The sequence below is a fragment of the Thiomonas intermedia genome, from assembly GCF_002028405.1.
GTDB lineage: Bacteria > Pseudomonadota > Gammaproteobacteria > Burkholderiales > Burkholderiaceae_C > Thiomonas > Thiomonas intermedia.
Genome location: NZ_CP020046.1, coordinates 933,079 through 958,904, shown reverse-complemented (window position 1 = coordinate 958,904; position 25,826 = coordinate 933,079). Strand labels below are relative to the sequence as shown.

The window sequence follows — 25,826 nt, the reverse complement described above, 5'->3', positions numbered from 1 at the left end:
GGGGCGGCCCGGCGGGTTTCGCCTCATTGGCTCCAGTGTTCAGACATCAAATAAGGATCGACCATGGGAAAAATCACCGGATTCATGGAATTCGAACGGCAGGAAGAGCAGTACGAAGCGCCCGCCGCGCGGCTCAAGCACTGGAAGGAGTTCGTGCAGGAGTTGCCCGACGACAAGGCCAAGATTCAGTCGGGGCGCTGCATGGACTGCGGCATTCCGTTCTGCAACAACGGCTGCCCGGTCAACAACATCATCCCCGACTTCAACGACCTCGTGTGGCAGGGCGACTGGAAGCGCGCGCTCGACGTGCTGCATTCGACCAACAACTTCCCCGAGTTCACCGGCCGCATCTGCCCCGCGCCGTGCGAATCGGCCTGCACCCTGGGCATCAACGAACTGCCCGTGGGCATCAAGTCCATCGAACACGCCATCATCGACCGCGGCTGGGCTGAAGGCTGGGTGACCCCGCAGCCGTCGGCTCACAAGACCGGCAAGACCGTGGCCGTGGTCGGCTCCGGCCCCGCCGGTCTGGCCGCGGCCCAGCAGCTTGCCCGCGCCGGCCACGCTGTCACCGTGTTTGAAAAGAACGATCGCATCGGCGGCCTGCTGCGCTATGGCATTCCCGATTTCAAGATGGAGAAGAGCCACATCGACCGCCGCATGGCGCAGATGCAGGCCGAGGGCGTGACCTTCCGCACGGGCGTGCTGGTGGCCGAAATGCCCAAGGACGGCCCCGGCGCGACCGTGGCCAACGGGGCCAAGGAGGCCATCACCCCCGCCCAGCTGCAGGCGGATTTCGATGCCGTGCTGCTGACCGGCGGTGCCGAGTTTCCCCGCGACCTTCCGGTGCCGGGGCGCGAGCTCGACGGCATTCACTTCGCCATGGAATTCCTGCCGCAGCAAAACAAGGTCAACGCCGGCGACAAGCTGAAGGGCCAGATCATGGCCACCGGCAAGCATGTGGTGGTGATCGGCGGCGGCGATACCGGCTCGGACTGTGTGGGCACTAGCAACCGCCACGGCGCGACCAGCATCACCCAGTTCGAGGTCATGCCGCAGCCGCCCGAGCAAGAGAACAAGCCCCTGGTCTGGCCCTACTGGCCGATCAAGATGCGCACCTCCAGCAGCCACGAAGAAGGCTGCTCGCGCGACTGGGCCGTGGCCACCAAGGCCTTCGTTCCAGGCACCGGCAAGGACAAGAACAAGGTCAAGCAACTCAAGGCCTGTCGCGTCGAGTGGAAAGACGGCCGCATGCAGGAAGTGCCCGGCAGCGAGTTCACCCTGCCCGCCGATCTGGTGCTGCTGGCCATGGGCTTCGTGCATCCCGTGGGCAGCGTGCTGGAGGCCTTTGGCATCGACAAGGATGCGCGTGGCAATGCCAAGGCGGGCACCGAAGACGAGTCGGGCTATGCCACCAATGTGGCCAAGGTCTATGCCGCGGGCGATATGCGCCGCGGGCAGAGCCTGGTGGTGTGGGCGATCCGCGAAGGCCGCCAAGCCGCACGCGAGATCGACCGCTTCCTCACCGGCACCACCGTTCTGCCGAGGTGAACCAGCGTCCGGGCTTCACCGATTTTTTGATTTGTGCGGAGACGGTACAGCCGGTTTTTTGCACAATGCGGAGATGATGCGCGAAGCCGATGACGATCATGGTCTGCCCCAATTTCCGGGGCGGGATCCGCAGGACATGCTGGAGGCCACGCTGGCGACCCGTCCCGACGGCGATCTCTGGGTGTTCGGCTACGGCTCGCTCATCTGGAACCCGGAGGTGACGCACGACGAAGTGCGCGCCGCGCGAGTCTGGGGTTGGCGTCGCACGCTGCGCATGTGGTCGCGCATCAACCGGGGCACGGAAGACGCGCCCGGCCTGGTGTTCGCCCTGATGGCGGGGGGGTCGTGCAGCGGCATTGCCTTGCGCGTGCCCCGGCATCGGGCCGAGCGCGAATTGCGCCAGTTGTGGCGTCGCGAAATGCCTCGCGCGGTGTATGACCCCCGCTGGCTTGCCTGCCGCACCCCGCAGGGCGTGGTGCAGGCGCTGGCCTTCACCCTGGCGCCCAGCAGCCCGAGCTATACCGGCACGCTCGACGACGGGCAACTGCTCGACATTCTGCGAACCTGCCGCGGTCGCTACGGGACGACCTTCGATTACGTCGCGCGTACCGCGCACGCGCTGCACGGTCTTGGCATTCGCGATGCCGAGATCGAACGCATCATGCGGCTGGCCGCGCAACACTGTCTGGGCGCTGACGGCGAGGCGCAGGACGGCGAACCCGGGTCCGCGGCCCGATCCGGCGCGGCACGGTCGCATCCCCGATAGCATGTGGCCTTAGCGCCATGTGCCGCGACGTCGTCTCGAGGCGCGCTGCATTTTTTCCACTTTCACCAGGAATCCCATTGGTCAAGCCGAATTACTCCTACGAAAAACGCCAGAAAGAGTTGGCCAAAGAGCGCAAGAAGCAGGAAAAGCTCCAGCGCAAGGCCAATAAATCCGAGAGCGGCGCGCCCGATGCTCCGCCCCAGCCTGACCAGCCTTCAGGCGACGAGCGCGGCGAAGGGGCGGCAGACCAGCGCTCTACGCCCTGATTCGGCGCGTTGAAGACGGATGCACGGTCGTTGCATGCAGCGGCTGCTGACTTTCGTCCCATGGCACGGCGTGGGTGCTCATCGCGCCTGAACCGGCGTCATCATTCCCGATGCAAACCGATTTCCCCACGTTGGCCTACTTGGCCGTGATCGTCGGCGCGTTGCTGCACGCCAGTTGGAATGTGGCGATTCGCAGCGGCACCGACCGGCGCATGGAGACCGCCCGTCTCGTCGCGGGCGGCAGCGTGGTGGCCGCGGTCGTGCTGCCCTTCATGCGGCAACCCGCCCCGGCGGCCTGGCCGCATCTGGCGATCACGGCGATCCTGCATGTGGTTTATTTCGGTCTGCTCGCTGCAGCCTATGCCCGGGCCCGCGTGGCGGTCAGCTATCCGCTCATGCGCGGTGCAGCGCCTTTGCTGGTCCTGCTGGCGGCGGTCTGGCTGTTCCAGGAGCCCTTGACCTTGCCGGCGGTGGCCGGTGTGGGCATGGTGGGCCTGGGCGTGCTGCTCATGCGGGTGCGGCTTCTGCCCGGCGAATCGTCGGCCGTGGGCTATGCCTTGCTCAACGCGGCGGTCATCGCGGCCTATACCCTGAACGACGCCGCCGGAGCCCGCGCCTCCGGCGCACCCATGGCCTATGCCTTGTGGACCTTTCCGCTGACCGCCCTGCCCACCCTGGCCTGGCTGCTTCGACGCCGCGGGCTGACTGCGCTTCTCGCCCTGGATATGCCTTTGCCCAGGGACGGCGCGGCATCCCGGTGGCGGGCCAGCCTGCGTCCCGTTCTGCGCGGACTGGGCGGCGGAGCCAGCAGTCTGGGCTCGTATGCCCTGGCGCTGTGGGCCATGACCGTGGCGCCCGTGGCGCAGGTCGCGGCACTGCGTGAGACGGCCATGTTGTTCGGCGTGTTGCTGGCCTGGATTTTCCTGCACGAACGGCCCCATCTGCATGGCTGGATCGCGCTTGCGCTCATCGCCGCGGGCGCGGTGATGCTGCGGCTGGGTTGACCACTCTCCGATTCACTCGTCGCCGTTGTTGCGATAGTTTTTCCAGCCGTTCAGCGCGGCGCGCATGGTCTGCACCTCCTGCTCGAAACGGGGACAGGCCTTGCAGACCAGAAAATGGATGCGCACGGCCAGACGCTCGGGGAATTCGAGCGCGCGATCTTCCCGCGCCAGGATGAGCGCGGCGACTTCTCGGCAGGTGCGACGGAAGGGGTAGTTCACTTGGCGGGGTTCCCGAACCAGTTGAGTTGCAGGCATTCGCGCAGACGCATGCGGGCACGGTGCAGCATCGTCCAGACATTGGTCGAGGAGAGGCGCAATTCCTGACAGATGGCGTCGGTGTCGAGCTCCAGCCATTCGCGCATCAGGAACACGCGGCCGATCTGGCCGGGCAGCGCATCCATGCAGGCCTCGAGCACCTCGAAGAACTGGCGCTGCTGTAGCGTGTCCGACGGGCTCTGCCAGGTCTGTGGCGTCGTGCGGAAATGACCGTCGGGGGCGAACACCAGATCGTCGATCACCTCGCCGTCGTCATCGGTGTCATACGCCACCTCGCGCTGACGCTGGCGGAGTTGGTCGAGCACCTTGTGCTTGAGGATGCCCACCACCCAGGTCTTGAGCTGCGACTGGCCGGCAAAGCGCGACGCGCCTTCGAGGGCCGCCAGCAAAGTCTCCGAGACCGCATCTTCGGCCCAGGCCGCATTGCGCAATTGCAGTTGCGCCAGGCGCAGCAGCGTGGGGCGCAGGGCTTCGAGGCGTCCGTGCAAATCGGCAAGCTGCAGGGAATCGGACATGGCGGGGGACGTGAGAACGATACGGTGACCGGGGCCGGTGGCGCCGGTTCATGGAAGCCCGCGCATTCTTCCACAGCCTTCGGCCCTGCGCTGGCGCACGGCATGCGGGTTTCCACCAGGATTTGGGCTGTCAGGAACGCCGCCGCACGACGACCAAGAAGCAGCCCGGATTTCTTGTTGACCGGGTTTGAGCAGGCAGACCGTCTGCCGTCGCCTTCCACACTTTCAGGAGATTCACCATGAACAAACGCCAAGTCCTCCAGACCGCCGCCGCTTCCCTGCTGGCCATGGGTGTGCTGTCGCTCGCGCCTGCAGCGCAGGCTCAGAGCATGGACAAATGCTTCGGCATCGCCAAGGCCGGTCAGAACGATTGCGCGGGCATTTCCGGACTGCATTCGTGCAAGGGCACGAGCACCACCAGCTATGACCCGGGCGACTTCGCGGTCAAGCCCACGGGCACCTGCAAGGAGATGGGAGGCCTGAACATGGAACAGGCCAAGGCGCTGTTGAAGAACCCCGCCGAGGTCAAGATGTTCGAAGAAAAAATGGCCAAGAAGATGAGCATGTGAGTTCACGCGGCGGCTTTGCCGACGCTCTGCTCGTCGACCATCGCCGCCGCTGTGCCCAGGAGACAAGACATGATCCTCCCTGACACGGCTCGCGCGGGCATCGGCCTGCGCCAGCCCCACTACAGCGCGTTTCACGCGATGCAGCCCCGCCTGGGCTTCGTCGAAGTGCACTCCGAGAATTTCTTCAACCCCCATGACGCCGCGGCGCAGGTATTGCAGCGGGTGCGGCAGGATCATGCCGTGAGCCTGCACGGCGTGGGTCTGGCGCTGGGTTCGGCCTGCGGGCTCGATGCGACGCATCTCGATCGTCTGGCCGATCTGGTCGAGCGCATCGCACCGGTACGCGTTTCCGATCATGCCTGCTTCGCCCGCGCGCCCTGGGCCTCGCGCGGTGTGGTGCATGCCAATGATCTGCTGCCGGTGGCCTTCACCCGTGGTTCGCTCGACATCTTCGTGCGCCATGTGCAGCAGGTGCAGGAGCGTCTGCGCCGTCCCATCCTGGTCGAGAACCTGAGCAGCTATCTCGACTTCGCCGAAGCCGACTTCACCGAGCCCGAATTCTTTGCCGAACTCGGGCGGCGCACGGGCTGCGGCCTATTGCTCGATGTGAACAACCTCATGGTCAATGCCAAAAATGCCGGCGAGCCAGACCCCGTGCAGCGCGTGGCCGACTGGCTGGATGAGCTGGCCGCTGCAGCGCCTGCTGCGTTGGTGGGCGAAATCCATCTCGCGGGCCACAGTGTGCAGAACGGACTGGTCGTCGACGACCATGCCAGCGTGGTCTCGCTGCCGGTATGGCTGGCCTATGCCCACGCCTTGCGCCGCTTCGGCGCGGTGCCGACGCTGATCGAATGGGACACCGATCTGCCCACGCTCGATGTGCTGCTGGGCGAAGCGGGGCAGGCGCAGGCCCTGCTGGACGAGTACCTGCAAAACGGGCAGGGCACGCATGCGAGCGAGGTGATGGCATGTCTGCCATGAAGCAGTCCGCGCCTGGTGCGCCAATGCCTTTTGGCGGGTGCGTGGTGTCTGGCGAGGCGCGCAGACAGCAGGCCTTGCTGCATGCCCTGTGGGTGTCGCACCCGCCGCGCGAAGCTGATGAAGCGCTGGGCCTGCGCCAGACCGGAGCACGTTGGCGATCAGGCCTTGCGGCCTATCGCGGCAACGGTCTGGCCAATGGCAGCGCGGCATTGCGGGTGCAGTTTCCCACCCTTCTGGCCATGCTGGGCGAGTCGGCCTTCGACGCCGTGGCCGCGCGTTACTGGCGCGGCTGGCCGCCGAAGTGCGGCGATCTGGCGCGGCTCGGCGAAGACTTCGCCACCTGCGTGCAGGCACAGCCCGACCTGCACGACTGGCCCTGGCTGGTGGATAGCGCCCGGCTCGACTGGGCGCTGTGGCGCGCGCTCGACGCGCCTGCCGCGGCCTTCGGCGCCGACGATCTGCAGCGGCTCGCCCATGACGATCCGGCCACATTGCGTCTGCATCTCGCGCCAGGATCGTGTCTGATCAAGGCGTCATGGCCGCTCGTGTCCTTGTGGCGGCTGCATCAGCACCCGACCCCCGATGGCGCTGCGCTGCGGCAGGTCGTGCGTGCGGGGGGCGAGACGGCGTGGGTCTGGCGCGACGGCTTCCAGCCCCGCGTGCGCGCGGCTTCAGAGGCCGAAGCCGCATGGTTGACGGCCTTGCAGCGGCCGATGCGGCTGGACCTCGCCCTCGACGCTGCGGCCGATGGATTCGATGTCGGCGCCTGGTTGCACGAGGCCATGGCCCAAGGCTGGCTGGACCGGGTGGAGAGCCTGGCCTGAAAGCTTCCACCCGTTCGCACTTCCCCTTTCAAGGAGATCACCATGCATTCCTCCCACCCCCTGACCGCGTCTGCCCCGGTGTTGCGGCCCACCGGTTTCATCGCTCGTGGCTGGTGCGCGCTGAGGCGAGGTCTCGACAGCCTGCAAGCCCCGGCCCTGCTGGCGGCCCGGCTGTATGTGGCCTATGTGTTCTTCGCCTCCGGGCTGCAAAGTCTGCGCGACTGGGGCTCCACCCTGTGGCTGTATGAAAACGAGTTCCGCGTCGCCCTTCTGCCGCCGCACGTCGCGGCGGTTCTGGGCACCGCGGGCGAGGTGTTGCTGCCGCCCCTGCTGGCACTGGGCCTGTTTGGCCGCTTCGGCGCACTGGGTTTGTTTGTGGTGAACGCCGTGGCTCTGCTGTCGTATCTGCACGCGTTGCAGGCGCCGGCCATTCTGTTTCACGTCATCTGGGGCATTCTGTTGCTGGTCGTGGTGCTGTGGGGGCCGGGCAAGTGGTCGGTGGACCATGGGTGGATGAAGCGTCGGGCGTCGTAAGCGCGAACGGCGTGTTTGCGGCATACTGGCTCGCAACCCCATTGCAACGAGGAGACCCCGCATGCATCCCACCCGCCGCGCAGCCTTGCGCACGTTCTTCGCGGCCGCCCTGAGCGCCAGTGTCATCGGTCTGGCGCCGACGGCTTCAGCCCAGCAGATGCAGAATCCGAATGCCGTCAAGGTGCTGGGCGAGATGGGCAAGGCCACCCTCATCACCGAGGGACATGGTCCCCGCGTGATCTACATCTTCTTCGACGCCAACTGCCCGTACTGCCATCAGCTCTACACCGATCTGCGTCCCCGCATCGGCAAGGACGGCCTGGAAGTGCGATGGGTGCCTGTGGCCGTGCTCACGCCCAGCAGCGTGACCAAGGGCGCGGCCATTCTGCAGGCCAGTGACCGCCTCAAGGCCTTCCACGACAACGAAGCGGGCTATGGCAAGGGGCCCACGGGGCAGGGCGGAGGCATCGCGCCCGCGACCAAGGTCCTGCCAGCCACCAGTGCCATCCTCAATGCCAACAATGCGCTGCTCGATGCCACCAAGTCGCCCGGCGTCCCCACCATGCTTTACCGCGACAAGCAGGGCGACGCCATGCTGGTCGTCGGCCCGCCCGATGCGCAGCAGTTGAAGGACATTCTGGCGAGCGTGAAGTAAGGGTGGGCAGGACGCAGGGCGCGATGGGCTGGACGTTGCGCTCAGCCCGCGCTGCCCAGCACAGTCGCCAGCGCATCGGCCGGCAGCAGCCCGACGAAGAGCCGGGCGCGGCCCTTCGCCCCGCGATACAGCATCACCGGAAAGGTGTGCAGGTCGGCTTGGCGCATCAAAGCGGCATTGGCCTGGAGCTGCGCCGTGATGCGGGGGGCTGGATGCGCCAGCGGACGGATGCCGCCGGCCGGGCTATCGCCGAAATCCCAGTCGTTCTCGTTTTTATGGAAGGCGGCCAGCGGATCCGCCGCGGCGAGAATGGCCGCCGCCTTGCCCGTACTGCTGGCTTCGAGCTGCCCCACCGGGATCCATCGCAGTTGCAGTCCGTCCTTGCCGACCTCGCTGCGCGTGGCCAGATAGAGCTTGTGCGAAAACGGGCAATTCGGGTCGAAGAAGATGTAGACGATGCGCGGCCCCGTGCCCTCCTGCACCCAATGGGCCGAACCGATGGCCCCGAGCAGTCTGGCCGCGCGCGCCGCTTCGGGATCGGCCGCCCAGTCGGCTGCGGCCTCCACGCCCGCCGCCCGGGCGGCCTGAACGGCGATCGTCTGCCACAGCCATGCCGTACCGGCCAGCGGCGCCACCAGGCTCCATCGCAGCAGTCGCCGCCGACAGCGGCGCTGGGCTTGTGATGTCTCAGGGGCGAAGACCTTTGCGGGCAGCACAACATCCTCCTTGGGGGGCACTTTCGCCTTTCACCCTTCACGATAGGCAGGCCCGCGGCGCGTGTAAACCGCAGATACCCCAAGGCCTCCCGGTGGCTTGTACCTCCTGATGCAAAAAACCCGGCGGACCGGGCTTTTCGGTGCGGCGACGATTCGGCCTTATTCCGGGATGAACACCTTGCCGGCCGCGATGGCCCTGACCGTGAGCACCGCGAGCAGGGCGATGAGCGCGGTGGTCACGGCCAGCAGCGCGCCGCCCAGGCCCATGAGAAAGCCGCTGCCGATCTTGCTGCCCATGGTGAGCGAGGCGATGGTGATCGCCGCCATCGGGAAGGAATAGGCCCACCACGACATGAAGAACGGCACCTTGCGGAACTGCGGCAATTGATAGAACAGCAGCAAGGTGGTGAACAGCGCCACATAGAACAGCACCCGTGCGAAGCTGTCGACCACGCCGCCATCGAGCGCCAGATAGGAGAGAAAGCCCACGGCCGGTGGCGCGATCAGGATGAACAGCGTGGGCAGCAGTTTGGTGGGCACGGGCGGATGGAAGAAGAAGCGGTTCATCATCACCGTCAGCAACACGATCCAGAACACCAGGCCGACGCTGAAGAAGAACCAGGAGATCTCGGGCGAGCCGTGCGTCATGCCTGCAATGGGCACCAGGATGTTGCCCACCACCGGGATGAACCAGGCCGGCGTGGAATGCTGGATCTGGTAATGCGTGTGATGGATCCACGATGACATGATGACCACGGTGAAAATCAGGTGCAGCGCCACCCCAGTCCACCAGAGCGCCCACGACAGCCCCGGCAGCACATGCAGAAAGGCGATGGACAGCAGAATGGCGCTGATGGAAATGGCCGGAAAGAAGCTCACGCGCACCGGATGGCCGAACTCCGCCTTGAACTCACCGTAGTGCCGCGCCACCTTGGCCGCGTAGCCCAGCAGCAGCACGGCAAAAAGAGTCAGCGCGACATAGCTCAGGCCGATGCCCACACCGTGCGGCATGGACAGCACCTGCGCCGACTTGTGCCAGGCGATCGCCAGACCGGACGTGCCCATCACCGTGGCGAACAAGGTGATGGGGAAGTGCGCCAGCCAGCTGCTGGCGTGCGCCGTTTCGGCGGGCTGAGGGGTGGGTGCGGTGGACATGGCGGTCAATAGTTGAGAAAAACGGTACGGCATTGTGGGCGCGACGCGAGCGGCAGATATTGATCGAACGCAACATTGAAAAATTTTGATACATGAGTGTGACCGTGGTCACCTCCATCGGCATTTGGAGGCCATTTCTATACTGCATGCATGAAATCACTGACCGATTTGCGCAAGGATTATTCGAGGGCCGAACTCGACGAGGCGCATGCCGACGCCGATCCCTTCAGGCAGTTCGAGCACTGGCTGCAACAGGCGATGGACGCCCAGGTGCCCGAGCCCAATGCCATGACCCTGGCCACGGTGGGCGAAGGCGGGCGCCCGTCCACCCGCGTGGTGCTGATCAAGCAGGTCGATACGCGGGGCATCGTCTGGTACACCAACTATGCCAGCCGCAAGGGCCGGGAGCTTGCGGAACATCCCTTCGCGGCGCTGCAGTTCCACTGGGTGGAACTCGAGCGTGTGGTGCGCATCGAGGGCCGGGTGGAAAAGGTCGATGCCGACGAGTCCGACGCCTACTTCGCCAGCCGTCCGCTGGCCTCGCGCCTCGGCGCCTGGGCTTCACCGCAGAGTGCGCCGATCGAGGGTCGCGGCACTTTGCTCAAGCGCGCTGCCGAATTCGGTCTGCGCTATGGCGTGAACCCGCCCCGCCCGCCGCACTGGGGAGGCTATCGTCTGCTGCCCGATGCCTGGGAGTTCTGGCAGGGGCGGCCCTCGCGTCTGCACGACCGCCTGGCCTACACGCTGCAGGGCGAAGGGCGCTGGGGGGTCAGGCGTTTGGCGCCCTGAGAGTGCGCTGGTTCGCGTCAGGCCCGCGGGGGATGAGAAAACTTGGGGCGGCCCGGCGTTTTCTCAGGGGCGTGGCGCAGCCCGTCGTCTGGCGGAGGCTCGGCGCGTCAATCGTCGAGCAGGACCAGCGTGGCGACGGCGTCTGACCGCCGGATGGCGATGCCCAGTTCGACATACTCGGGCAGCTCGCTCATCGGGGTCGGATCGGCCTCGCAGGCGCAGCCGGGGATGATGCTGAAATAGCTCAGACCGGCTTTCACCTGGAGGGCATCGCCTTGCTCTCTGCGCTGCAACACCAGCAGGGCGACGTCGTCGGTCAAGGCGTGGCTGCCTCGGCTCAAGCCTTGTTGCAGCAGCCCGGGCAGGGCGCCGGTCTGCCGCAATTCGGTCAGCAGCACAGTGCCGAAGTCGGGCTGCGACCAGGCGGCGCAGGTCTCAGGCAGGGTCAGGGTCATCGTGGTCGGGAGTGCCGAAAGGCGTGTTCTGCGGCATTATTGAGAGCGTTGATCCATTTCCACAACAGGGAGACCCGCATGGCTTCACATCCGTCGTTGCATCGTCGTCAGGTTCTGCGCGGCCTCGGCGCGGTCGCATGCCTCGCCGCCTGGCCCGCAGCCCAGGCGCAGAGCGCCCGGCAGGCTGAAGGCGTGCTGGCACAAATCGGCAAGGCCACCTACATCGCCGAAGGCAAGGGTGAGCGTGCGCTGTACATTTTTTTCGATCCGAACTGCCCGTTCTGCCATGAGCTGTATAAAAAACTGCGCGGCCTGGTGGGCAAGACCGATGTGCAGTTCCGCTGGATTCCGCTGGGCATGCTCACCGCAAGCAGCCTGCCCAAGGCGGCAGCCATCCTGCAGTCGCCCGATCCCTTGCAGGCGTTCCAGAAAAACGAGAACGACTACGACTTCGCGGCCAACGGCCAGCCGGGCGGAGGTATCGAGCCCGCGGCTTCCATCACGGCCAAGGTTCAGGCGGAGCTGGCTGCCAATCTGGCGATCTACAACGGCCAGAAGCTGTTCGGCGTGCCGGTGGTCGTGTGGCGCAAGACGGATGGCCGCGCCGACATGATGATCGGCGTGCCGTCGGATGCGCAGATCCAGATCATGCTGAAGGAGGCGAAGTAAGCAGGGTCACCGGGGTGCGATGCAGCGCCCGCATCACGTCGCTTTGCGTGATCATGCCGGTGAGCCGCGCCGACGCGTCGATGACCGGCAGATGGTGATGGCCGCTGCTGGCGAACAGCGGGATCAGTTCGGAGAGATGCCGCGTTTGCGAGACGACGCGCACCTGCCGCGTCATGCGTGCGGCCACGGGCGCGGAAGACTCTCGCATGGCGCTGGGGGCGCCCTCGGGGTTCAGACGCAGGTCGGCGGCGGTCACAATGCCGACGACCTGTCGATGCCGGTCGATCACCGGCAGCGCCTTGATGCCGTGTTCGGTCAGACGGTCCTGGGCCTCGGCCACGCTTTCATCGGGCCGGGCGACCTGCACGTCGCGCTGCATGATGTCGGCGCAGCTCACGGCGTCCAGGCGCTGGCGGTAGGCCTGGGTCTGCGCTTCTTCAAGCAGGTTGCGCAGCGTCGCCCGATCGATGTCGAGCACTTCGCCGTAGCGTGTCACCGCCGCGTCGATGGCGCTGGACAGATCGTCGGTATTGGGCAACAGGGCCTCGGCCCCGGCGGACGGTGCGGGGTGAGGACGCCGCGTGGCGGCATGCCAGAGCCATGCCGCGGCCACGAGCAAGGCTGAATTGAGCGCCACGGGCATGAGGGCGAAGCGCCAGTCGGTGGTGTGCGTCAGCACCGCCAGCAAAGCGGCCGCGCCGCCCGGCGGATGAAGGCAGCGGGCCTGCAGCATCAGGGCAATGGCCGCGCCCACCGCCACCCCGGCCGCGATCCAGGTCGGTCCGATCCAGGCCGCGCTGACGATGCCCATCAGCGTACCCAGCGTGTTGCCGCCTATGACCGACCACGGCCGTCCCAGCGGACTGCTGGGCAGGGCAAACACGATGACGGCACTGGCCCCGATGGGGGCGACCAGCCAGGCGGCCTGCGTCCAGCCCGTGCCCGTTTCGACGAAGCGGCTCAGCAGCCCGACGGCGGCAACGCCGAGCACCGCGCCAACCGAAACGCGCAGCCACTCGACCCAGCCGACGCGGGGGCTGCCCGCGGTTTGAGCGCCGCTCAAGGTGCGATTCCCTGCGCGATCATGCCGACTCGCGCAGCAGCGCGGCGTACTTTCGACGCAGCTTGTCCACCTTGGGTGCGATGACGGCGGCGCAATACCCCTGGTAGGGATGGTGGGCGAAATAGTCCTGATGTTCCGATTCGGCAGGGCTGTAGTTGGATTCCGGCGCGATCTCGGTCACGATGGGATCGGCGAACAGCGCCTGGTCGCGCAGGCGCTGCACATAGGCGCGCACGGCCGTGAGCTGGGCGCCGTCGTGGGTGTAGATGCCCGAGCGGTATTGCGTGCCGATGTCGTTGCCCTGGCGGTTCAGGGTGGTGGGGTCGTGCATGGCGAAGAACACGTCCAGTACCGTGTCCAGATTGAGCACGTCGGGATCGAAGTCCAGGCGGACGACCTCGGCATGCCCGGTCTGGCCGGTGCAGACCTCCCGGTAGCTCGGACGCAGCGTGGTGCCGTTGCTGTAGCCGCACTCCACGCGCAACACGCCGCGCAAGGGACGGTAGGCGGCGTCGAGGCACCAGAAGCATCCTCCCGCGAGGGTGATGCGCTGAGGCAAAGAGGGCAGGGCGAAGGTTGACATGGGGCAGGAGTCGTGAGTGCGGCAATTTGCCGCGGTCCGCGCATTGTCGGAGGCTGACAAAATGCACGCCTTTTCTGTGGCGATTTTCGCCGACAATCGGCAGCGGCGTCCGTGCCGTATTGATTTCTAGGAGAACCTTGATGACGATCCGCGTGTTCACCCGCCGACAGGCCCTGGCGATGATTCCCGCTGTGTTGATGCTGACCAGCGCGTCGGCCGCGCTGGCCCAAGGCGCCGGCGCGATCGCGGTGACGCAGGCCCAGGCGCTGCCGTCGATACCCGGCGCCCGCAACGGCGGTGGCTTTCTCACCCTCGTCAACCACGGCAAGACCGATGACAAGATCGTTGCCGCTTCATCGCCCGTCTGCGGTCATGTGGAACTGCACACCATGAGCATGGAGAACAACGTGATGCGCATGCGTGAAGTGGAAACCATTCCGGTGCCTGCTGGCAAGACCTTGCGCATGCAGCCGGGCTCGGGCTATCACCTTATGTTCATGGACCTGAAAGCGCCGTTGAAAGTGGGCGAGACGGTACCTGTGACGATCAAGTTCGCGGCAGGCGGGCACATGGAGGTGAAACTCAAGGTGGAGCCGCGGGACAAGATCGCCAGTGACGCCTCCATGCCGGGCAAGGACATGCACGGCGGCATGCGCTGAAGCGTCCCCAAAAAAGAAGCGGGCCGCCAACCTGAAGGTGTGCGGCCCGGGGGTCCGACAGTCGGGTTTGCTGCCGCCTGTCAATCTCACGCAGGGATGCATGAGGGGGGTCTAACAACAGTCCGGGTTCCACCCAGTCTGTTCGCCGAGCAGCTGCACTGCAACGACGACTTGAAGGTACGCCCCGTGTGTCGGCGCCGTCAAGACCAAACATGACCCAGGCATGGGGGTATGGCCGAATCGGCTGAGTGATCATGGCGCAAGGCCTTGAAAGTTTTGCGTTTCATCAGGGGGGCGGTTGCGCCGACAAGGTGTCGATCAGACTTTGCATGCGCGCTTTCACGGCTTCGTCGGGCACGATGGCGCGGCCCCATTCGCGCTGGGTCTCGCCCGGCCATTTGTGGGTGGCGTCCAGTCCCATCTTGCCGCCAAGGCCCGACTGCGGCGAGGCGAAATCGAGGTAGTCGATCGGGGTGTTGTCCACCAGAAGCGTGTCGCGCACCGGGTCCATGCGGGTGGTGATGGCCCAGATCACGTCGTTCCAGTCGCGAATGTTCACATCCGCGTCGGTGACGACGATGAACTTGGTGTAGAGGAACTGCCGCAGAAAGCCCCAGATGCCGAACATCACCCGCTTGGCGTGACCGGCATAGGCTTTGCGGATGGACACCACGGCGAGCCGGTAGCTGCATCCTTCGGGCGGCAGGTAGAAGTCGACGATCTCCGGGTACTGTTTCTGCAGAATCGGGACGAACACCTCGTTGAGCGCCACGCCCAGCACCGCCGGTTCATCGGGCGGCTTGCCGGTATAGGTGGAGTGATAGATCGGCTGGTCGCGGTGGGTGATGCGCTGGACCTCGAAGACGGGAAACCAGTCCTGCTCGTTGTAATACCCGGTGTGGTCGCCGAACGGCCCTTCGAGGGCATGGAGGTAGCCGTTTTTCTCCATCAGGGGCACGCCGGTTTCGCTTTCACCCCGCCAGCCCGGCTCAGCGGGCGGGAGATGACCTTCGAGCACGATTTCCGCAGACGCCGGAACCTGCAGGTCGAGACCGACGCAGCGCGCCACTTCGGTGCGGGCGCCGCGCAACAGCCCCGCGAACTGGTACTCGCTCAGGGTGTCGGGCACGGGGGTGACCGCGCCCAGCGTGGTGGCCGGGTCGGCGCCCAGCGCGACGGCCACCGGAAAGGGCTGTCCAGGGTGGGCCAGGGCGAATTCGCGGAAATCGAGGGCGCCTCCCCGATGCGTCAGCCAGCGCATGATGAGCTGGCGGCGGCCGATGCGCTGCTGGCGGTAGATGCCCAGGTTCTGCCGCTTGCGCGGACGCGGCACATCCTGCGGGCCGCGCGTGATCACCAGCCCCCAGGTGAGCAGCGGCGCCACGTCGCCCGGCCAGCAGGTCTGCATCGGCAAGCGGTGCAAGTCCACCTCGTCACCTTCCAGTACGACCTGCTGGCAGACGGGGCGCGATACCGTGCTCGGGCGCATGTCCCAGACAGCCTTGACCAGATGCATCAACTCGCCGGCGTCCTTGAGGCCCTTCGGCGGTTCGGGCTCTTTGAGGCGGGCGAGCACTTCGCCGATCCGGCGCAGTTCGCTGAGATCCTTCGCACCCATGCCCATGGCTACGCGCTGGGGCGTGCCGAACAGATTGCCCAGCACCGGCATGGCATGGCCCGTCGGTCGCTCGAACAGCACCGCCGGTCCGCCCCCCCGAAGCAGGGCGTCGCAGACGGCCGTCATCTCGAGATGAGGCGAGACGGGTTCGGCCGTGCGCCGCAGCAGGGAAAGAGCCTCCAACTGGGAGAGAAAATCACGCAGATCCCGGTATTTCATATAACTAATAGAAGTGAAAGATAAGACCTTATGCGTTGACCTGGAATAACGACGTTCCTAAAATTCGATCCGTGTTTGCCCTAATACGCCTGACATTCAGGCAGGCAACACACTCGTCCCGAAGCACGCCTTGCCGTGAACGACCCATTGATCGGTCGCGGCAACCCCGGTGCAGGCCCCTATGCAAGGCCGCATCTTAGGCCGCCGGGCTCCCTTGGTGAGCCTGTGTTTTCGGATCTGTGCCCTTGGGAACTGGCGCTGGTTGTCCTCCGACACTCGCCCGTTCCGCTCAGACACAGGAGTGTTCCATGTTGAACGCCATGCAATCTTCCCTGCCGCGCGCGCGTCGGTTGGTGGGAGGTTTTTGGGAATTGACCCACCAGACTTTGATGATGGTGGGCTTGTTTGTGGTGGCCGGTGGTGCGTATTTGTACTTCCAGCCCAAGGCGATGAGCACGCTGGACCGCGGCCTGACTCAGTGGGTCATGGCGCGCAAGACGGCGACCGATGAGCTGCAGGCTCTGGCGCAGAAGCCGGCCGATGTGCTGTTGCCCGTGGCGCAAGCGGCGCCCCTGCCCAGCAGCGCCTTGCCTGCGCTGACGCTGCAGCAGCGCACCGTATCCAACTGGCTGGCGCGACGCTACAGCATTGCGCCCAATGCCATGGCCCAGCTCGTCAGCGCGGCCTGGACGGTGGGACGGCAGGAAAAGCTCGATCCGCTGCTGATTCTGGCGGTGATGGCCGTCGAGTCGTCATTCAACCCTTATGCGGCCAGCAGCGTGGGCGCCACCGGGCTCATGCAGGTGATGGCCGGCGTGCATCGTGACAAATTTGCGCCCTTTGGCGGCCCTCAGGCCAGCATCGATCCGCTGGCCAATATGCGCGTGGGCGCCCTGGTGCTCAGAGATGCGATCAGCCGCGGGGGTTCGGTGCGGGTGGGGCTGCGCTATTACGTTGGCGCCACGACCGATGCGAACGAGGGCGGCTATGCCGACAAAGTGCTGGCCGAACAGGAGCAGCTCGAACGCGTGGCGGGGCTGCCGCCCAAGGCTGCGGCGCCGATGACGGCCAGCGCAGGCCATGTCGTGTCACCGCAAGCGTTGTCGGCTGTCGCCAAATCGACCGTGGCGACCGAGCCATCGACGGCCCTGCAGAAGCACGCTTCCCTCACCTGACCCGCTGCCGACCCGCTACCATAGCTTCTGCACGACTGGCGATAGAGACTGGCGACACACGCGCGGTCTCGAGGTGGGACGAACCACCGGGGAGTGCTGGATTTCGAGTGCAGTGTTTCACCCCTTCTGGGACTGGACTGCTGCACGAGCCGTTCGCCTGGGCCAGCCTATCGCTGTCTATGATCGTCATCAGCCCAGGCTTGCGCACTTCCCTTCTGGATGAAGCGGCGCGGGCCGTCAATTGGACCTTTTTTCCATGTTCGACCGCACCAAGACCCTCGCCCAGATCGACCCCGAACTGTGGACCACCATCCAGTCCGAGAACCAGCGCCAGCAAGACCACATCGAGCTGATCGCCTCGGAAAACTACACCTCGCCCGCCGTCATGCAGGCGCAGGGTTCGCAACTCACCAACAAGTACGCCGAGGGCTATCCCGGCAAGCGTTATTACGGCGGTTGCGAGTTCGTCGACATCGCCGAGCAACTGGCGATCGACCGCGTCAAGCAGATCTTCGGCGCCGAGGCGGCCAATGTGCAGCCCAACTCCGGATCGCAAGCCAACCAGGGTGTGTTCTTCGCCCTGCTGCAGCCGGGCGACACCATCATGGGCATGAGCCTGGCCGAGGGTGGTCACCTGACCCATGGCATGGCGCTGAACATGAGCGGCAAGTGGTTCAAGGTGGTGAGCTACGGTCTGAACGCGCAGGAAGAGATCGACTACGACGCCATGGAGCGTCTGGCGCACGAGCACAAGCCCAAGCTCATCATCGCAGGCGCCAGCGCCTATAGCCTGCGCATCGATTTCGAGCGCTTTGCCAAGGTGGCCAAGGCGGTGGGCGCTTACTTCATGGTGGACATGGCGCATTACGCCGGCCTGATCGCTGCGGGCGTCTACCCCAATCCCGTGCCCCATGCCGACGTGGTGACCACCACCACCCACAAGAGTCTGCGCGGCCCGCGAGGCGGCGTGATCCTGATGAAAGAGGCGCACGCCAAGGCCATCAACAGCGCCATCTTCCCCGGCATCCAGGGCGGTCCGCTGATGCATGTGATCGCGGGCAAGGCCGTGGCGTTCAAGGAAGCGCTGGCGCCCGACTTCAAGGTCTATCAGCAACAGGTGGTGGCCAATGCGCGCGTGCTGGCCGAAACGCTGACGCGGCGCGGCCTGCGCATCGTCAGCGGGCGCACCGAATCGCACGTCATGCTGGTGGATCTGCGGTCCAAGCAGATCACCGGCAAGGAGGCCGAAAAAGTGCTGGGCGAGGCGCATCTCACGGTCAACAAGAACGCCATTCCGAACGACCCCGAAAAGCCGTTCGTCACCTCGGGCATCCGCATCGGCTCGCCGGCCATGACCACCCGTGGCTTCAAGGAGGCCGAAGCCGAGAAGACCGCCAACCTCATCGCCGACGTGCTGGAGAACCCGCACGACGCGGCCACGCTGGAGCGGGTTCGCGCCGAGGTCAAGCAGTTGACCGACGCCTTCCCGGTCTACTCCGACTGATCGCCGGGCGCGCGCCCCAGGGCGGCTGCGGTGAGTGCCGACAGGCGCTCGCGCTGCCGCCCTTTTTCATCGAAGTTTGCCGGTGCCAGCCAGCGTTTGAAGGCGCTCCTCAACTGCGGCCATTCCCCGTCGATGATGCTGAACCAGGCGGTGTCGCGGTTGCGACCTTTCACCACGGCCGCCTGACGAAAGAGGCCCTCGAACTGAAAGCCCAGGCGCTGGGCGGCGCTGCGCGAGGCCGCGTTCAGCGCATTGCATTTCCATTCCAGTCGGCGGTAGCCCAACGCAAACGCCTGGTCCATCAGCAGGAACAGCGCCTCGGTGGCCGCGGGTTTGCGCTGCAGCAGCGGCGAGAAGTAGAGATGGCCGATCTCGATGCTGCCCGCCGCAGGGGTGATGCGCAGGTAGCTGGCCAATCCGACCGCGCGCCCGGTGTGCGCGTCGAGAATGGCGAAGAACAGGGGGTCGGAGCCCAGGCCGTTGGCCATCATCCAGGCCTCATAGTCCTGCGCCGATGCGAACGGCCCGTAGGGAAGGTAATTCCAGCCCTCGCCCTGGGCGTCCAGGGTTTGCGCGGCGTAGAGGTCGGCGCCGTGCCGGGAGGGTTCTGCGGGTTCCAGCGTGCAGAAATGGCCTTCGAGCGAGGTCTTGGCGGGCAGCGCGGGCGGGCGCCAACCGGGAACGGGCTGACCCAGCGGGGCCGTGGATTGGGGGGGGAGTGACATGGACGTGGCGGTGCTCAAATCGACATTGTGGGGCATGGCACGGCTGTTCATGCCAAGGTCATGAGCTGTGCATTGCCGCCGGCCGCGGCGGTGTTGATGCTCACGCTTTGCTCGTGCATCAGGGCGTGGAGATCGATCAGGGCACCCTCGGCGAGTTGTGCCGGGCTGCGACTCTCCATGCGCACGATCGGGCCATCGCGCTGTGCCAGTTCGATCTGGGTGCGGGCCAGGGCGTCGGCGTCGCCTTCGAACAGCACGACGCTCAGGTCGGGCCGTGTTTCGCGCTGCGCTGGCGTGCAAGCCCGCACGAACCGCTTCACCTCAGGCGGCAGCGCCTCAAGCCACGATGCGATCGGGCTGTCGGGGCCTGGTATCTCGATCAGGGCATCATGGCCGGTGGCGAGCGAGGCGGCAAGCTGATGCAGCAAGCCCAGGGCGGTCTGCGGCATGCACCACAGGCCACCTTCGCGGGGCAACAGCCGGTAGCGGTTGGATTCTCCGGTCGGGCCAGGCAGGATGAAAGTGAGGCCGGCCGGACTGGCGGCGAGATAGTGCGCGCAGGCGTCGCGCAGGCGGGCCACGCCCGGAGCGTCCAGACCGAAGGCGCGGGGCTGGAGCGCGTCGATCAGGCGGCGCAGGGCGTCGTGGCTCGCGGGAGCGGGGTCGGCCGGGATGCGCTCCAGGGAGCCCGGCAGATGCAGATCGGACGGTCCGCCACGAGCCGGGTCGTGGGGTTGCACGAGGCGATCGAGGTAGAGCGGGCCACCGGCTTTGGGGCCGGTGCCGGACTTGCCCTGGCCACCGAAAGGCTGGACCCCGACGACGGCGCCGATGAGATTGCGGTTGACGTACACATTGCCTGCGCGGGCCTTCGTGCTCAACTCGTCGAGGGTCTCGTCGATGCGGCTGTGGATGCCGAAAGTCAGGCCATAGCCCGTGGCGTTGACCGCGTCGAGCACCGTCGCCACCTGGTCGCGGCGGTAGCGCAGCACATGCAGCACGGGGCCGAAGACTTCGCGCTGCAGGCGGTCGATGCGGTCGATTTCGATCAGCGCGGGGCGAACGAAGGTGCCCAGGCCGTTGCTTTCGTCGCGCCCCAGCCGCGTCACCGCCAGCCCTGCCGCCTGCATCTGGGCGATGTGCGCTTCGAGCGTGTCGCGAGCCTCGCGATCGATCACGGGGCCGATGTCGGTGTGCATGCGGTCGGGATTGCCGAGGCTCCAGTCGTCCATGGCCTCGCGGATCATGCCGATCACCCGGTCGGCCACGTCGTCCTGGATGCACAGCAGGCGCAGCGCGGAGCAGCGCTGGCCGGCCGAGTCGAAAGCCGAGGTCAGGACGTCGGCCACCAGCTGTTCGGCCAGTGCCGACGAATCGGCGATCAACGCGTTCTGTCCCCCCGTCTCGGCAATCAGGACCACGCTGCGACCCTGCGGGCTCAGACGCTGCGCTACTGTGCGCGCGATGCTTTGGGCGACCTCGGTCGAACCGGTGAACATCACCCCGGCCACGGACGGATGCGCCACCAAGGCGGCGCCCACGGTGCCGCCTTGGCCCGGCACGAGTTGCACTGCGTCGGCGGGTACGCCCGCGGCATGAAGCAGCCGGACCAGGGCGGCCGCGATCAGCGGCGTCTGCTCGGCGGGTTTGGCCAGCACGGCATTGCCCGCAGCCAGCGCCGCGGCCACTTGGCCACAGAAGATGGACAGCGGGAAATTCCAGGGGCTGATGCACAGCACCACACCCAAAGGGCGATGGGTGGCGTTGTCGAACCGGGAGGCCACCTGCGCCGCGTAGTAGCGCAGAAAGTCCACGGCCTCGCGCACCTCGGCCACGGCGCTCGGCAGGGTCTTGCCGGCTTCGCGCATGATGAGTCCGAGCAGGGGCTGCATCTGCTGTTCCAGCGCGTCGGCGGCGCGCTGCAGGCAGATGGCGCGCTCGGCCGGCGGGGTGGCCTGCCAGACCGGGGCCGCGCTCTGGGCGCGTTGCAGGGCGTCGTCAACTTGGGGCCGTGTGGTGTGGTGCACCCATCCCACGGTGTCGCGCGGATCGGCCGGATTGAGCACGGCCTGCCAGCCGTCGGCTTCGGCCTGCGCGGGCTCGGCTGGTGGAGGTGCATCCCGGACGGTAGGCGCGGCGTGAGGACGTTGTTGCGCACTGCGCAGCAGTGCGGCGCTGAGCGAGGCCAGTTGCTGCTCGTGGGCAAGGTTGAACCCGGCAGAGTTCGGTCTCGACAGCTCGCCCAGCCCGGCGAAGAGTTGCCGGGGCAGGGCGATGCGCGGATGGGGGGAGCCAAGCACGCCGGTCTGCGCGGCGATGGCGCGTGCGTCATCCACCGGATCGCTCACCAGCTCGGAAACGGGCACGGCGTCGTCGCCAATGCGGTTGACGAACGAGGTGTTGGCGCCGTTTTCAAGCAGGCGCCGCACCAGATAGGCCAGCAGGGTGTCGTGCGTGCCGACCGGCGCATAAATGCGGCAGGGCCGCGACAGCTTGCCTTCGCCGCTCGCGCCGACGACCTGGTCGTACAGCGGCTCGCCCATGCCGTGCAGGCATTGGAACTCGTACTGTCCAGGGTAGTAGTTCTGCCCGGCCATGTGCACGATGGACGCCAGGGCCTGCGCGTTGTGCGTGGCGAATTGCGAATAGATGGCGTCCGGCGCGGCCAGTAGTTTGCGGGCACAGGCCAGGTAAGCCACATCGGTGTGCACCTTGCGGGTGTAGACCGGGTAGCCGTCGAGGCCGTCGACCTGCGCGCGCTTGATCTCGCTGTCCCAGTAGGCACCCTTCACCAGACGCACCATCAGCCGGTGCCCGCTGCGCCGGGCCAGATCGAGGAGGTGGTCGATGACGAAAGGGCATCGCTTCTGGTAGGCCTGGATCACGAAGCCGATCCCGTTCCAGCCCTTGAGGGCAGGGTGGAAGCAGAGCGCCTCCAGCAGATCGAGCGAGAGTTCGAGCCGGTCGGCTTCCTCCGCGTCGATGTTGATGCCCACGTCGTACTGCCGCGCCAGCACCACCAGGGCGGTGAGCCGGGGCAGCAGTTCGTCCATCACCCGGGCGTACTGGGCACGGCTGTAGCGGGGATGCAGGGCGGAGAGCTTGATCGACAGCCCCGGACCCTCGAAGATGCCGCGTCCGTGCGAGGCCTTGCCGATGGCGTGCAGTGCCTGCTCATACGCGGCGAAGTAGCGCTGCGCGTCGGCCTCGGTGAGCGCGGCCTCGCCCAGCATGTCGTAGGAGTAGCGAAATCCTTTGCGCTCCTGCGCGCGGCTGTTGGCTAATGCCTCGGCAATGGTCTGCCCGGTCACGAACTGCTCGCCCATCAGCCGCATGGCACGCTGCACGCCTTGCCGGATCAGCGGTTCGCCACCCTTGCCGATGAGTCGGGACAGTGAGCTTGCCAGGCCTCTTTCGCTGGACGTCGCGGTCAGCCTGCCGGTGAGCATCAGCCCCCAGACGGCGGCGTTGACGAACATCGAGGGCGAGTGTCCGAGGTGGGCCTGCCAGTCGCCGCGGCTGATTTTGTCGCGGATCAGGGCGTCGCGGGTGGCGTTGTCGGGGATGCGCAGCAGCGCCTCGGCCAGACACATCAGGGCGACCCCTTCCTGGCTGGAAAGCGAAAACTCCTGCACCAGCGCCTCCACGCCGCCCATCTCGCGCCTTGCTCTCACCCCTTCGACCAAGCGCTGCGCCCGTTCACGGACGGCCTCTCGCGCGCTTTCGTCGGACATCTGTGCAAGCTCGATCAAACTCGGCAGACATTCGGGCTCAGGCCGGTGCCAGGCCGCGGTGATGGCGGCCCGCAGATCAGTCTGTGGCAGAACGCTCTGCGCCCAGTCGAGAAAGGGCACCGGGGAGGCGGCAATCTCGGGTTCGAGGTTGTGAAACTCAGGCGCAACCAGGCCCGGAGTCGAGGGGGGTGTCTTCTCCCACTCGCCGCGCTCGATCTGTTCGACGCGATCCAGAGTGGCCTGCTTGATCAGCCAGTGCGGCGTGCGTCCCAGGCGATCTGCGGCTCTGCGCACCCGCTCCCGCAGGGCGTCGTCCATTTTGATGCCTATGGTGGTTGCACCCATGATTTTTCCTGCCCATGCAATGGGTTGCGATTTTTGCACCGAGTCGCAACCCATGAATAAGTATTAACCCTTGATCTGGGCGGGGTTGGGCGGGGCCTGGGTCGTTGATGTGGGTCAACACCACGTTCGGGCAAAGGACTGCAATGGCCTTGTTGATTCGAAGCCGAAGGAACCCAGCCATGCAACCGTCCGCCCTGCTTCACGACTTGCACAGCCGTACCCTGCTGTCCGCCCTCAATGCCGAGCAGTTGGGGCGTTTGCTTCATCACGCGCGCGAGGTGCAACTCGCACCCGATGGCGTGATCTTTCTTCAAGATCAGGCGGCAGACGCCTTCTACGTCGTGCGGGAAGGTCGCGTGAAGATCTGTGTGCCCGCCATCAACGGCCCGGGAGTCGAGGTGCAGACCCTGGGTCCGTGGGACGTGATCGGCTGGTCATGGCTGATTCCGCCCTACCGCTGGGCATTCGAAGCCAAGGCGCTCACCCCGGTCACGCTGTTGCGCTTCGATGGCAAGGCCATTCTGCAGGAGTGCGAGCAAGACCCTGCGCTGGGCTACGCCCTGATGAAAATGTTCGCCACCCTGATGTCCGAGCGCCTGCACGCGGCACGGCTGCGCATGATGGCGTCCTGGGCACCTCCGGGTTGGGCATGACCCCCGGCAGAGGCAGTCAGGTCAGGGCCGCGAAAGACGCAGCAAACCCAGGCCGAAAGCGCAGAACACCGATCCCGACACCCTTTGGGGCCAGCCCGAGGCGAACCACCCGTTCAGGCGCTTGCGCGCCAGCACGGCCACACCCGCATAAGTGCTCAGAGCCAGCAGGGAAATCGCCATGAACGTCAGCGTCAAGGCGGCATACTGCGGCCCCAGCGGGCGCGAGACGTTCAGGAACTGCGGAAACAGCGCGGCAATGAAGGCAATCGCCTTGGGATTGGTCAAGGCCACGGTCAGACCCTTGACATAAAGCCTGTGCGGCATCTGCGCCGGCTCCGGGTGGCGAGGCGCCTCGACCCGCGCAGACGCCACACGCCTGGACGCATTGCGCCATTGCTGCACGCCCAGCCAGATCAGATAGGCGGCGCCCGCCACCTTCACCACGGTGAACGCCAGTTCGGACGATTGCAGGATGGCGTTGAGCCCCAAGGCGCTCAACGTGGCGAGCACCAGCAGACCCGTGATATTGCCCAGGGACGACCAGAGCGCATGCCGCCAGCCCAGATTCATGGCGTTGTGTATGGACAGCATCACCGCTGGCCCAGGCGTGAACGAGGCGGCCAGCGCAAAGCCGATGAACAGCAGGTAAGTCGTCCAGGAGGGCATGACGGTGTCGGAAGAAGCGATGCCGTGCTTCTTCGTGCATTCGCAGGGTATTTGGTAGGCCGTGTTGGACTTGAACCAACGACCAAAGGATTATGAGTCCTCTGCTCTAACCAACTGAGCTAACGGCCCGAATGACGCGCCGCACTGCGGGCGCAAAAGCCGACATCTTAGCGGGCGTCATGCGGAAGGGCGGTGAATGAAAGTCTGCGCCTATCCCGGTGTATCGCTGGGGTTTATTGACAATCATTCGCAACAATAGGATGATGCGACCCATTCGTATTTGCTGGAGTTCTCGCCACCATGTTCGTCTGCATTTGCCGCAATGTCACCGATGGTCAGATCCGTCAGGCCATGCGCGAGCATGACCTGTGCAGTCTGCGCGAGGTGCGGGAGCATCTGGGCGTCGGCTCGCAATGCGGCCGCTGCGCCCAATGCGCCAAGCAAGTCATCGCCGGAGAGCTTGAGCGTCAGTCGCAGGCCGAGCGTCGGCGCTGCGTGCCGATTGCTGTGGCGGCTTGAGGGCACCGCCACGGGCGTCCTGGTCACGGGGAAGGTCACGATATTCACTTTTTTTGACATCTGGATGGGGTTGCCCTGCTACGCTCGGTACATGCCACGCTGCGCACGGCTTTGACGGTGTTGCAGTCCGTTTAATCCATCTGGAGACCCCCATGAAAGGTGACGCCAAAGTCATTCAATATCTGAACAAGGCGCTGAAGGTCGAGCTCACCGCCATCAATCAGTACTTTCTGCACGCTCGTATGTATGAGAACTGGGGCCTGAAAGATCTGGGTGAACATGAGTACAAGGAGTCCATCGAGGAGATGGGTCATGCCGACAAGCTGATCAAGCGCATTCTGTTCCTCGACGGGCTGCCCAATCTGCAGGATCTCGACAAGCTGCGCATCGGCGAAGAGGTGCCGGAGTGCATGGAGTGCGACCTCAAGCTCGAAGAGCATGGTCGTGCGCTCTATGTCGAAGCCATTGCCCACTGTGAATCGGTGCGGGATTTTGTGTCTCGCGACATCCTCACCGACATCCTCGATGACACCGAGGAACACATCGACTATCTGGAAACGCAGATCAAGCTATGCAAGAGCATGGGTCTGCAGAACTATCTACAGACCGCTGCGGGCCAGATCGGCGGGGACTGAATC

28 protein-coding genes, 1 tRNA gene and 1 riboswitch are annotated in these 25,826 nt (G+C 65.7%); of the genes, 17 read left to right on the top strand and 12 right to left on the bottom strand.

The genetic code is table 11. The annotated features are described in order from the left end of the window. Window positions 1-63 precede the first annotated feature (63 nt). From BVH73_RS04535 to BVH73_RS04520, 4 genes are all read left to right on the top strand, one after another. Window positions 64-1,551, top strand: coding sequence for a glutamate synthase subunit beta (locus BVH73_RS04535; protein WP_079416479.1), 1,488 nt, complete (start codon window positions 64-66; stop codon window positions 1,549-1,551). A 73-nt stretch (window positions 1,552-1,624) separates the two neighbouring features. Then, window positions 1,625-2,317, top strand: coding sequence for a gamma-glutamylcyclotransferase (locus BVH73_RS04530; RefSeq protein WP_079416477.1), 693 nt, complete (start codon window positions 1,625-1,627; stop codon window positions 2,315-2,317). A gap of 77 nt (window positions 2,318-2,394) precedes the next feature. After that, complete coding sequence (locus BVH73_RS04525; RefSeq protein WP_079416475.1) at window positions 2,395-2,583, top strand: hypothetical protein; 189 nt, start codon at window positions 2,395-2,397, stop codon at window positions 2,581-2,583. Between the two features lie 110 nt (window positions 2,584-2,693). Then, window positions 2,694-3,587 carry an EamA family transporter gene (locus tag BVH73_RS04520; protein ID WP_079416473.1) on the top strand — a complete coding sequence of 298 codons (894 nt, stop codon included), beginning with the start codon at window positions 2,694-2,696 and terminating at the stop codon, window positions 3,585-3,587. 12 nt (window positions 3,588-3,599) lie between these two features. On the opposite strand, the gene BVH73_RS04515 is transcribed toward BVH73_RS04520, so the two are convergent. After that, window positions 3,600-3,806 carry a zf-HC2 domain-containing protein gene (locus tag BVH73_RS04515; RefSeq protein ID WP_245800411.1) on the bottom strand — a complete coding sequence of 69 codons (207 nt, stop codon included), beginning with the start codon at window positions 3,804-3,806 and terminating at the stop codon, window positions 3,600-3,602. Then, entirely contained in the window at window positions 3,803-4,378 is a 576-nt protein-coding gene (locus tag BVH73_RS04510; RefSeq protein ID WP_079416469.1) for a sigma-70 family RNA polymerase sigma factor, read from the bottom strand. Before BVH73_RS04510 ends, BVH73_RS04515 begins: the two co-directional genes overlap by 4 nt. 239 nt (window positions 4,379-4,617) lie before the next feature. On the opposite strand from BVH73_RS04510, the gene BVH73_RS04505 reads away from it, so the two are divergent. From BVH73_RS04505 to BVH73_RS04485, 5 genes are all read left to right on the top strand, one after another. After that, window positions 4,618-4,947: a BufA1 family periplasmic bufferin-type metallophore gene (locus BVH73_RS04505; RefSeq protein WP_079416467.1), complete on the top strand. Its 330-nt coding sequence runs from the start codon at window positions 4,618-4,620 to the stop codon at window positions 4,945-4,947. 69 nt (window positions 4,948-5,016) lie between these two features. Further along, on the top strand, window positions 5,017-5,928 hold the full coding sequence (locus BVH73_RS04500) for an MbnB/TglH/ChrH family RiPP precursor modification enzyme (RefSeq protein ID WP_079416465.1): 912 nt from the start codon (window positions 5,017-5,019) through the stop codon (window positions 5,926-5,928). Beyond that, on the top strand, window positions 5,916-6,752 hold the full coding sequence (locus BVH73_RS04495; RefSeq protein ID WP_169836749.1) for an HvfC/BufC N-terminal domain-containing protein: 837 nt from the start codon (window positions 5,916-5,918) through the stop codon (window positions 6,750-6,752). The genes BVH73_RS04500 and BVH73_RS04495 overlap by 13 nt, the downstream gene beginning before the upstream one ends. A 42-nt stretch (window positions 6,753-6,794) precedes the next feature. Further along, the gene (locus BVH73_RS04490; protein WP_079416461.1) at window positions 6,795-7,286 is read left to right on the top strand and encodes a DoxX family protein; all 492 of its coding nucleotides are present in this window, start codon (window positions 6,795-6,797) and stop codon (window positions 7,284-7,286) included. 61 nt (window positions 7,287-7,347) lie between these two features. After that, window positions 7,348-7,941 (top strand): thioredoxin fold domain-containing protein, encoded by a 594-nt coding sequence (locus tag BVH73_RS04485; RefSeq protein ID WP_079416459.1) that lies wholly within the window; start codon window positions 7,348-7,350, stop codon window positions 7,939-7,941. 41 nt (window positions 7,942-7,982) lie between these two features. Here BVH73_RS04485 and BVH73_RS04480 read toward each other — a convergent pair whose 3' ends face one another. Together BVH73_RS04480 and BVH73_RS04475 are read right to left on the bottom strand one after the other, a co-directional pair. After that, the gene (locus BVH73_RS04480; RefSeq protein WP_169836748.1) at window positions 7,983-8,657 is read right to left on the bottom strand and encodes a thioredoxin fold domain-containing protein; all 675 of its coding nucleotides are present in this window, start codon (window positions 8,655-8,657) and stop codon (window positions 7,983-7,985) included. A 159-nt stretch (window positions 8,658-8,816) separates the two neighbouring features. Beyond that, window positions 8,817-9,812, bottom strand: coding sequence for an SLAC1 anion channel family protein (locus BVH73_RS04475; protein WP_154048421.1), 996 nt, complete (start codon window positions 9,810-9,812; stop codon window positions 8,817-8,819). 150 nt (window positions 9,813-9,962) lie between these two features. Between BVH73_RS04475 and pdxH the strand changes: the two genes are divergently transcribed. Next, on the top strand, window positions 9,963-10,601 hold the full coding sequence (pdxH, locus tag BVH73_RS04470; RefSeq protein WP_079416455.1) for a pyridoxamine 5'-phosphate oxidase: 639 nt from the start codon (window positions 9,963-9,965) through the stop codon (window positions 10,599-10,601). Window positions 10,602-10,708: 107 nt separating this feature from the next. Here pdxH and BVH73_RS04465 read toward each other — a convergent pair whose 3' ends face one another. After that, window positions 10,709-11,056, bottom strand: coding sequence for a hypothetical protein (locus BVH73_RS04465; RefSeq protein WP_079416453.1), 348 nt, complete (start codon window positions 11,054-11,056; stop codon window positions 10,709-10,711). 78 nt (window positions 11,057-11,134) lie between these two features. On the opposite strand from BVH73_RS04465, the gene BVH73_RS04460 reads away from it, so the two are divergent. Further along, a complete protein-coding gene (locus tag BVH73_RS04460) occupies window positions 11,135-11,725 on the top strand; it encodes a thioredoxin fold domain-containing protein (protein ID WP_079416451.1) in 591 nt (196 codons plus the stop codon). Here the strand turns inward: BVH73_RS04460 and BVH73_RS04455 are convergent. Together BVH73_RS04455 and msrA are read right to left on the bottom strand one after the other, a co-directional pair. Then, complete coding sequence (locus tag BVH73_RS04455) at window positions 11,703-12,788, bottom strand: HPP family protein (RefSeq protein WP_079416449.1); 1,086 nt, start codon at window positions 12,786-12,788, stop codon at window positions 11,703-11,705. The genes BVH73_RS04460 and BVH73_RS04455 overlap by 23 nt on opposite strands. Before the next feature lie 19 nt (window positions 12,789-12,807). Beyond that, the gene (gene msrA, locus BVH73_RS04450) at window positions 12,808-13,371 is read right to left on the bottom strand and encodes a peptide-methionine (S)-S-oxide reductase MsrA (RefSeq protein ID WP_079416447.1); all 564 of its coding nucleotides are present in this window, start codon (window positions 13,369-13,371) and stop codon (window positions 12,808-12,810) included. 140 nt (window positions 13,372-13,511) lie between these two features. On the opposite strand from msrA, the gene BVH73_RS04445 reads away from it, so the two are divergent. Further along, on the top strand, window positions 13,512-14,030 hold the full coding sequence (locus tag BVH73_RS04445; RefSeq protein WP_079416445.1) for a copper chaperone PCu(A)C: 519 nt from the start codon (window positions 13,512-13,514) through the stop codon (window positions 14,028-14,030). Between the two features lie 286 nt (window positions 14,031-14,316). Here the strand turns inward: BVH73_RS04445 and ubiD are convergent, their stop codons facing one another. Beyond that, window positions 14,317-15,867 (bottom strand): 4-hydroxy-3-polyprenylbenzoate decarboxylase, encoded by a 1,551-nt coding sequence (ubiD, locus tag BVH73_RS04440; protein ID WP_079416443.1) that lies wholly within the window; start codon window positions 15,865-15,867, stop codon window positions 14,317-14,319. 320 nt (window positions 15,868-16,187) lie between these two features. Between ubiD and BVH73_RS04435 the strand changes: the two genes are divergently transcribed. Beyond that, the gene (locus tag BVH73_RS04435) at window positions 16,188-17,042 is read left to right on the top strand and encodes a lytic transglycosylase domain-containing protein (protein WP_245800410.1); all 855 of its coding nucleotides are present in this window, start codon (window positions 16,188-16,190) and stop codon (window positions 17,040-17,042) included. Window positions 17,043-17,063: 21 nt separating this feature from the next. Beyond that, window positions 17,064-17,212: riboswitch (ZMP/ZTP riboswitch) on the top strand. 86 nt (window positions 17,213-17,298) lie between these two features. Beyond that, window positions 17,299-18,546, top strand: a complete 1,248-nt coding sequence (gene glyA / locus BVH73_RS04430) for a serine hydroxymethyltransferase (protein WP_079416439.1) — start codon at window positions 17,299-17,301, stop codon at window positions 18,544-18,546. Here glyA and BVH73_RS04425 read toward each other — a convergent pair. Both BVH73_RS04425 and putA read right to left on the bottom strand, forming a co-directional pair. Beyond that, window positions 18,534-19,271: a GNAT family N-acetyltransferase gene (locus BVH73_RS04425; protein ID WP_079420332.1), complete on the bottom strand. Its 738-nt coding sequence runs from the start codon at window positions 19,269-19,271 to the stop codon at window positions 18,534-18,536. The two genes, glyA and BVH73_RS04425, sit on opposite strands and share 13 nt — an antisense overlap. 47 nt (window positions 19,272-19,318) lie before the next feature. Continuing rightward, window positions 19,319-23,350 carry a trifunctional transcriptional regulator/proline dehydrogenase/L-glutamate gamma-semialdehyde dehydrogenase gene (gene putA, locus BVH73_RS04420; RefSeq protein WP_079416437.1) on the bottom strand — a complete coding sequence of 1,344 codons (4,032 nt, stop codon included), beginning with the start codon at window positions 23,348-23,350 and terminating at the stop codon, window positions 19,319-19,321. A 179-nt stretch (window positions 23,351-23,529) separates the two neighbouring features. On the opposite strand from putA, the gene BVH73_RS04415 reads away from it, so the two are divergent. Continuing rightward, on the top strand, window positions 23,530-24,003 hold the full coding sequence (locus BVH73_RS04415; RefSeq protein ID WP_079416435.1) for a cyclic nucleotide-binding domain-containing protein: 474 nt from the start codon (window positions 23,530-23,532) through the stop codon (window positions 24,001-24,003). A 21-nt stretch (window positions 24,004-24,024) separates the two neighbouring features. Here the strand turns inward: BVH73_RS04415 and BVH73_RS04410 are convergent, their stop codons facing one another. Together BVH73_RS04410 and BVH73_RS04405 are read right to left on the bottom strand one after the other, a co-directional pair. Next, on the bottom strand, window positions 24,025-24,669 hold the full coding sequence (locus tag BVH73_RS04410; RefSeq protein ID WP_079416433.1) for a LysE family translocator: 645 nt from the start codon (window positions 24,667-24,669) through the stop codon (window positions 24,025-24,027). Between the two features lie 52 nt (window positions 24,670-24,721). Then, window positions 24,722-24,798 (bottom strand) — tRNA-Ile (locus BVH73_RS04405). Window positions 24,799-24,969: 171 nt separating this feature from the next. Here BVH73_RS04405 and BVH73_RS04400 point away from each other — a divergent pair. Together BVH73_RS04400 and bfr are read left to right on the top strand one after the other, a co-directional pair. Continuing rightward, window positions 24,970-25,188 carry a (2Fe-2S)-binding protein gene (locus BVH73_RS04400; RefSeq protein ID WP_079416431.1) on the top strand — a complete coding sequence of 73 codons (219 nt, stop codon included), beginning with the start codon at window positions 24,970-24,972 and terminating at the stop codon, window positions 25,186-25,188. A 152-nt stretch (window positions 25,189-25,340) separates the two neighbouring features. Then, window positions 25,341-25,823 carry a bacterioferritin gene (gene bfr / locus BVH73_RS04395; protein ID WP_079416429.1) on the top strand — a complete coding sequence of 161 codons (483 nt, stop codon included), beginning with the start codon at window positions 25,341-25,343 and terminating at the stop codon, window positions 25,821-25,823. The last annotated feature ends 3 nt before the right edge of the window (window positions 25,824-25,826 follow it).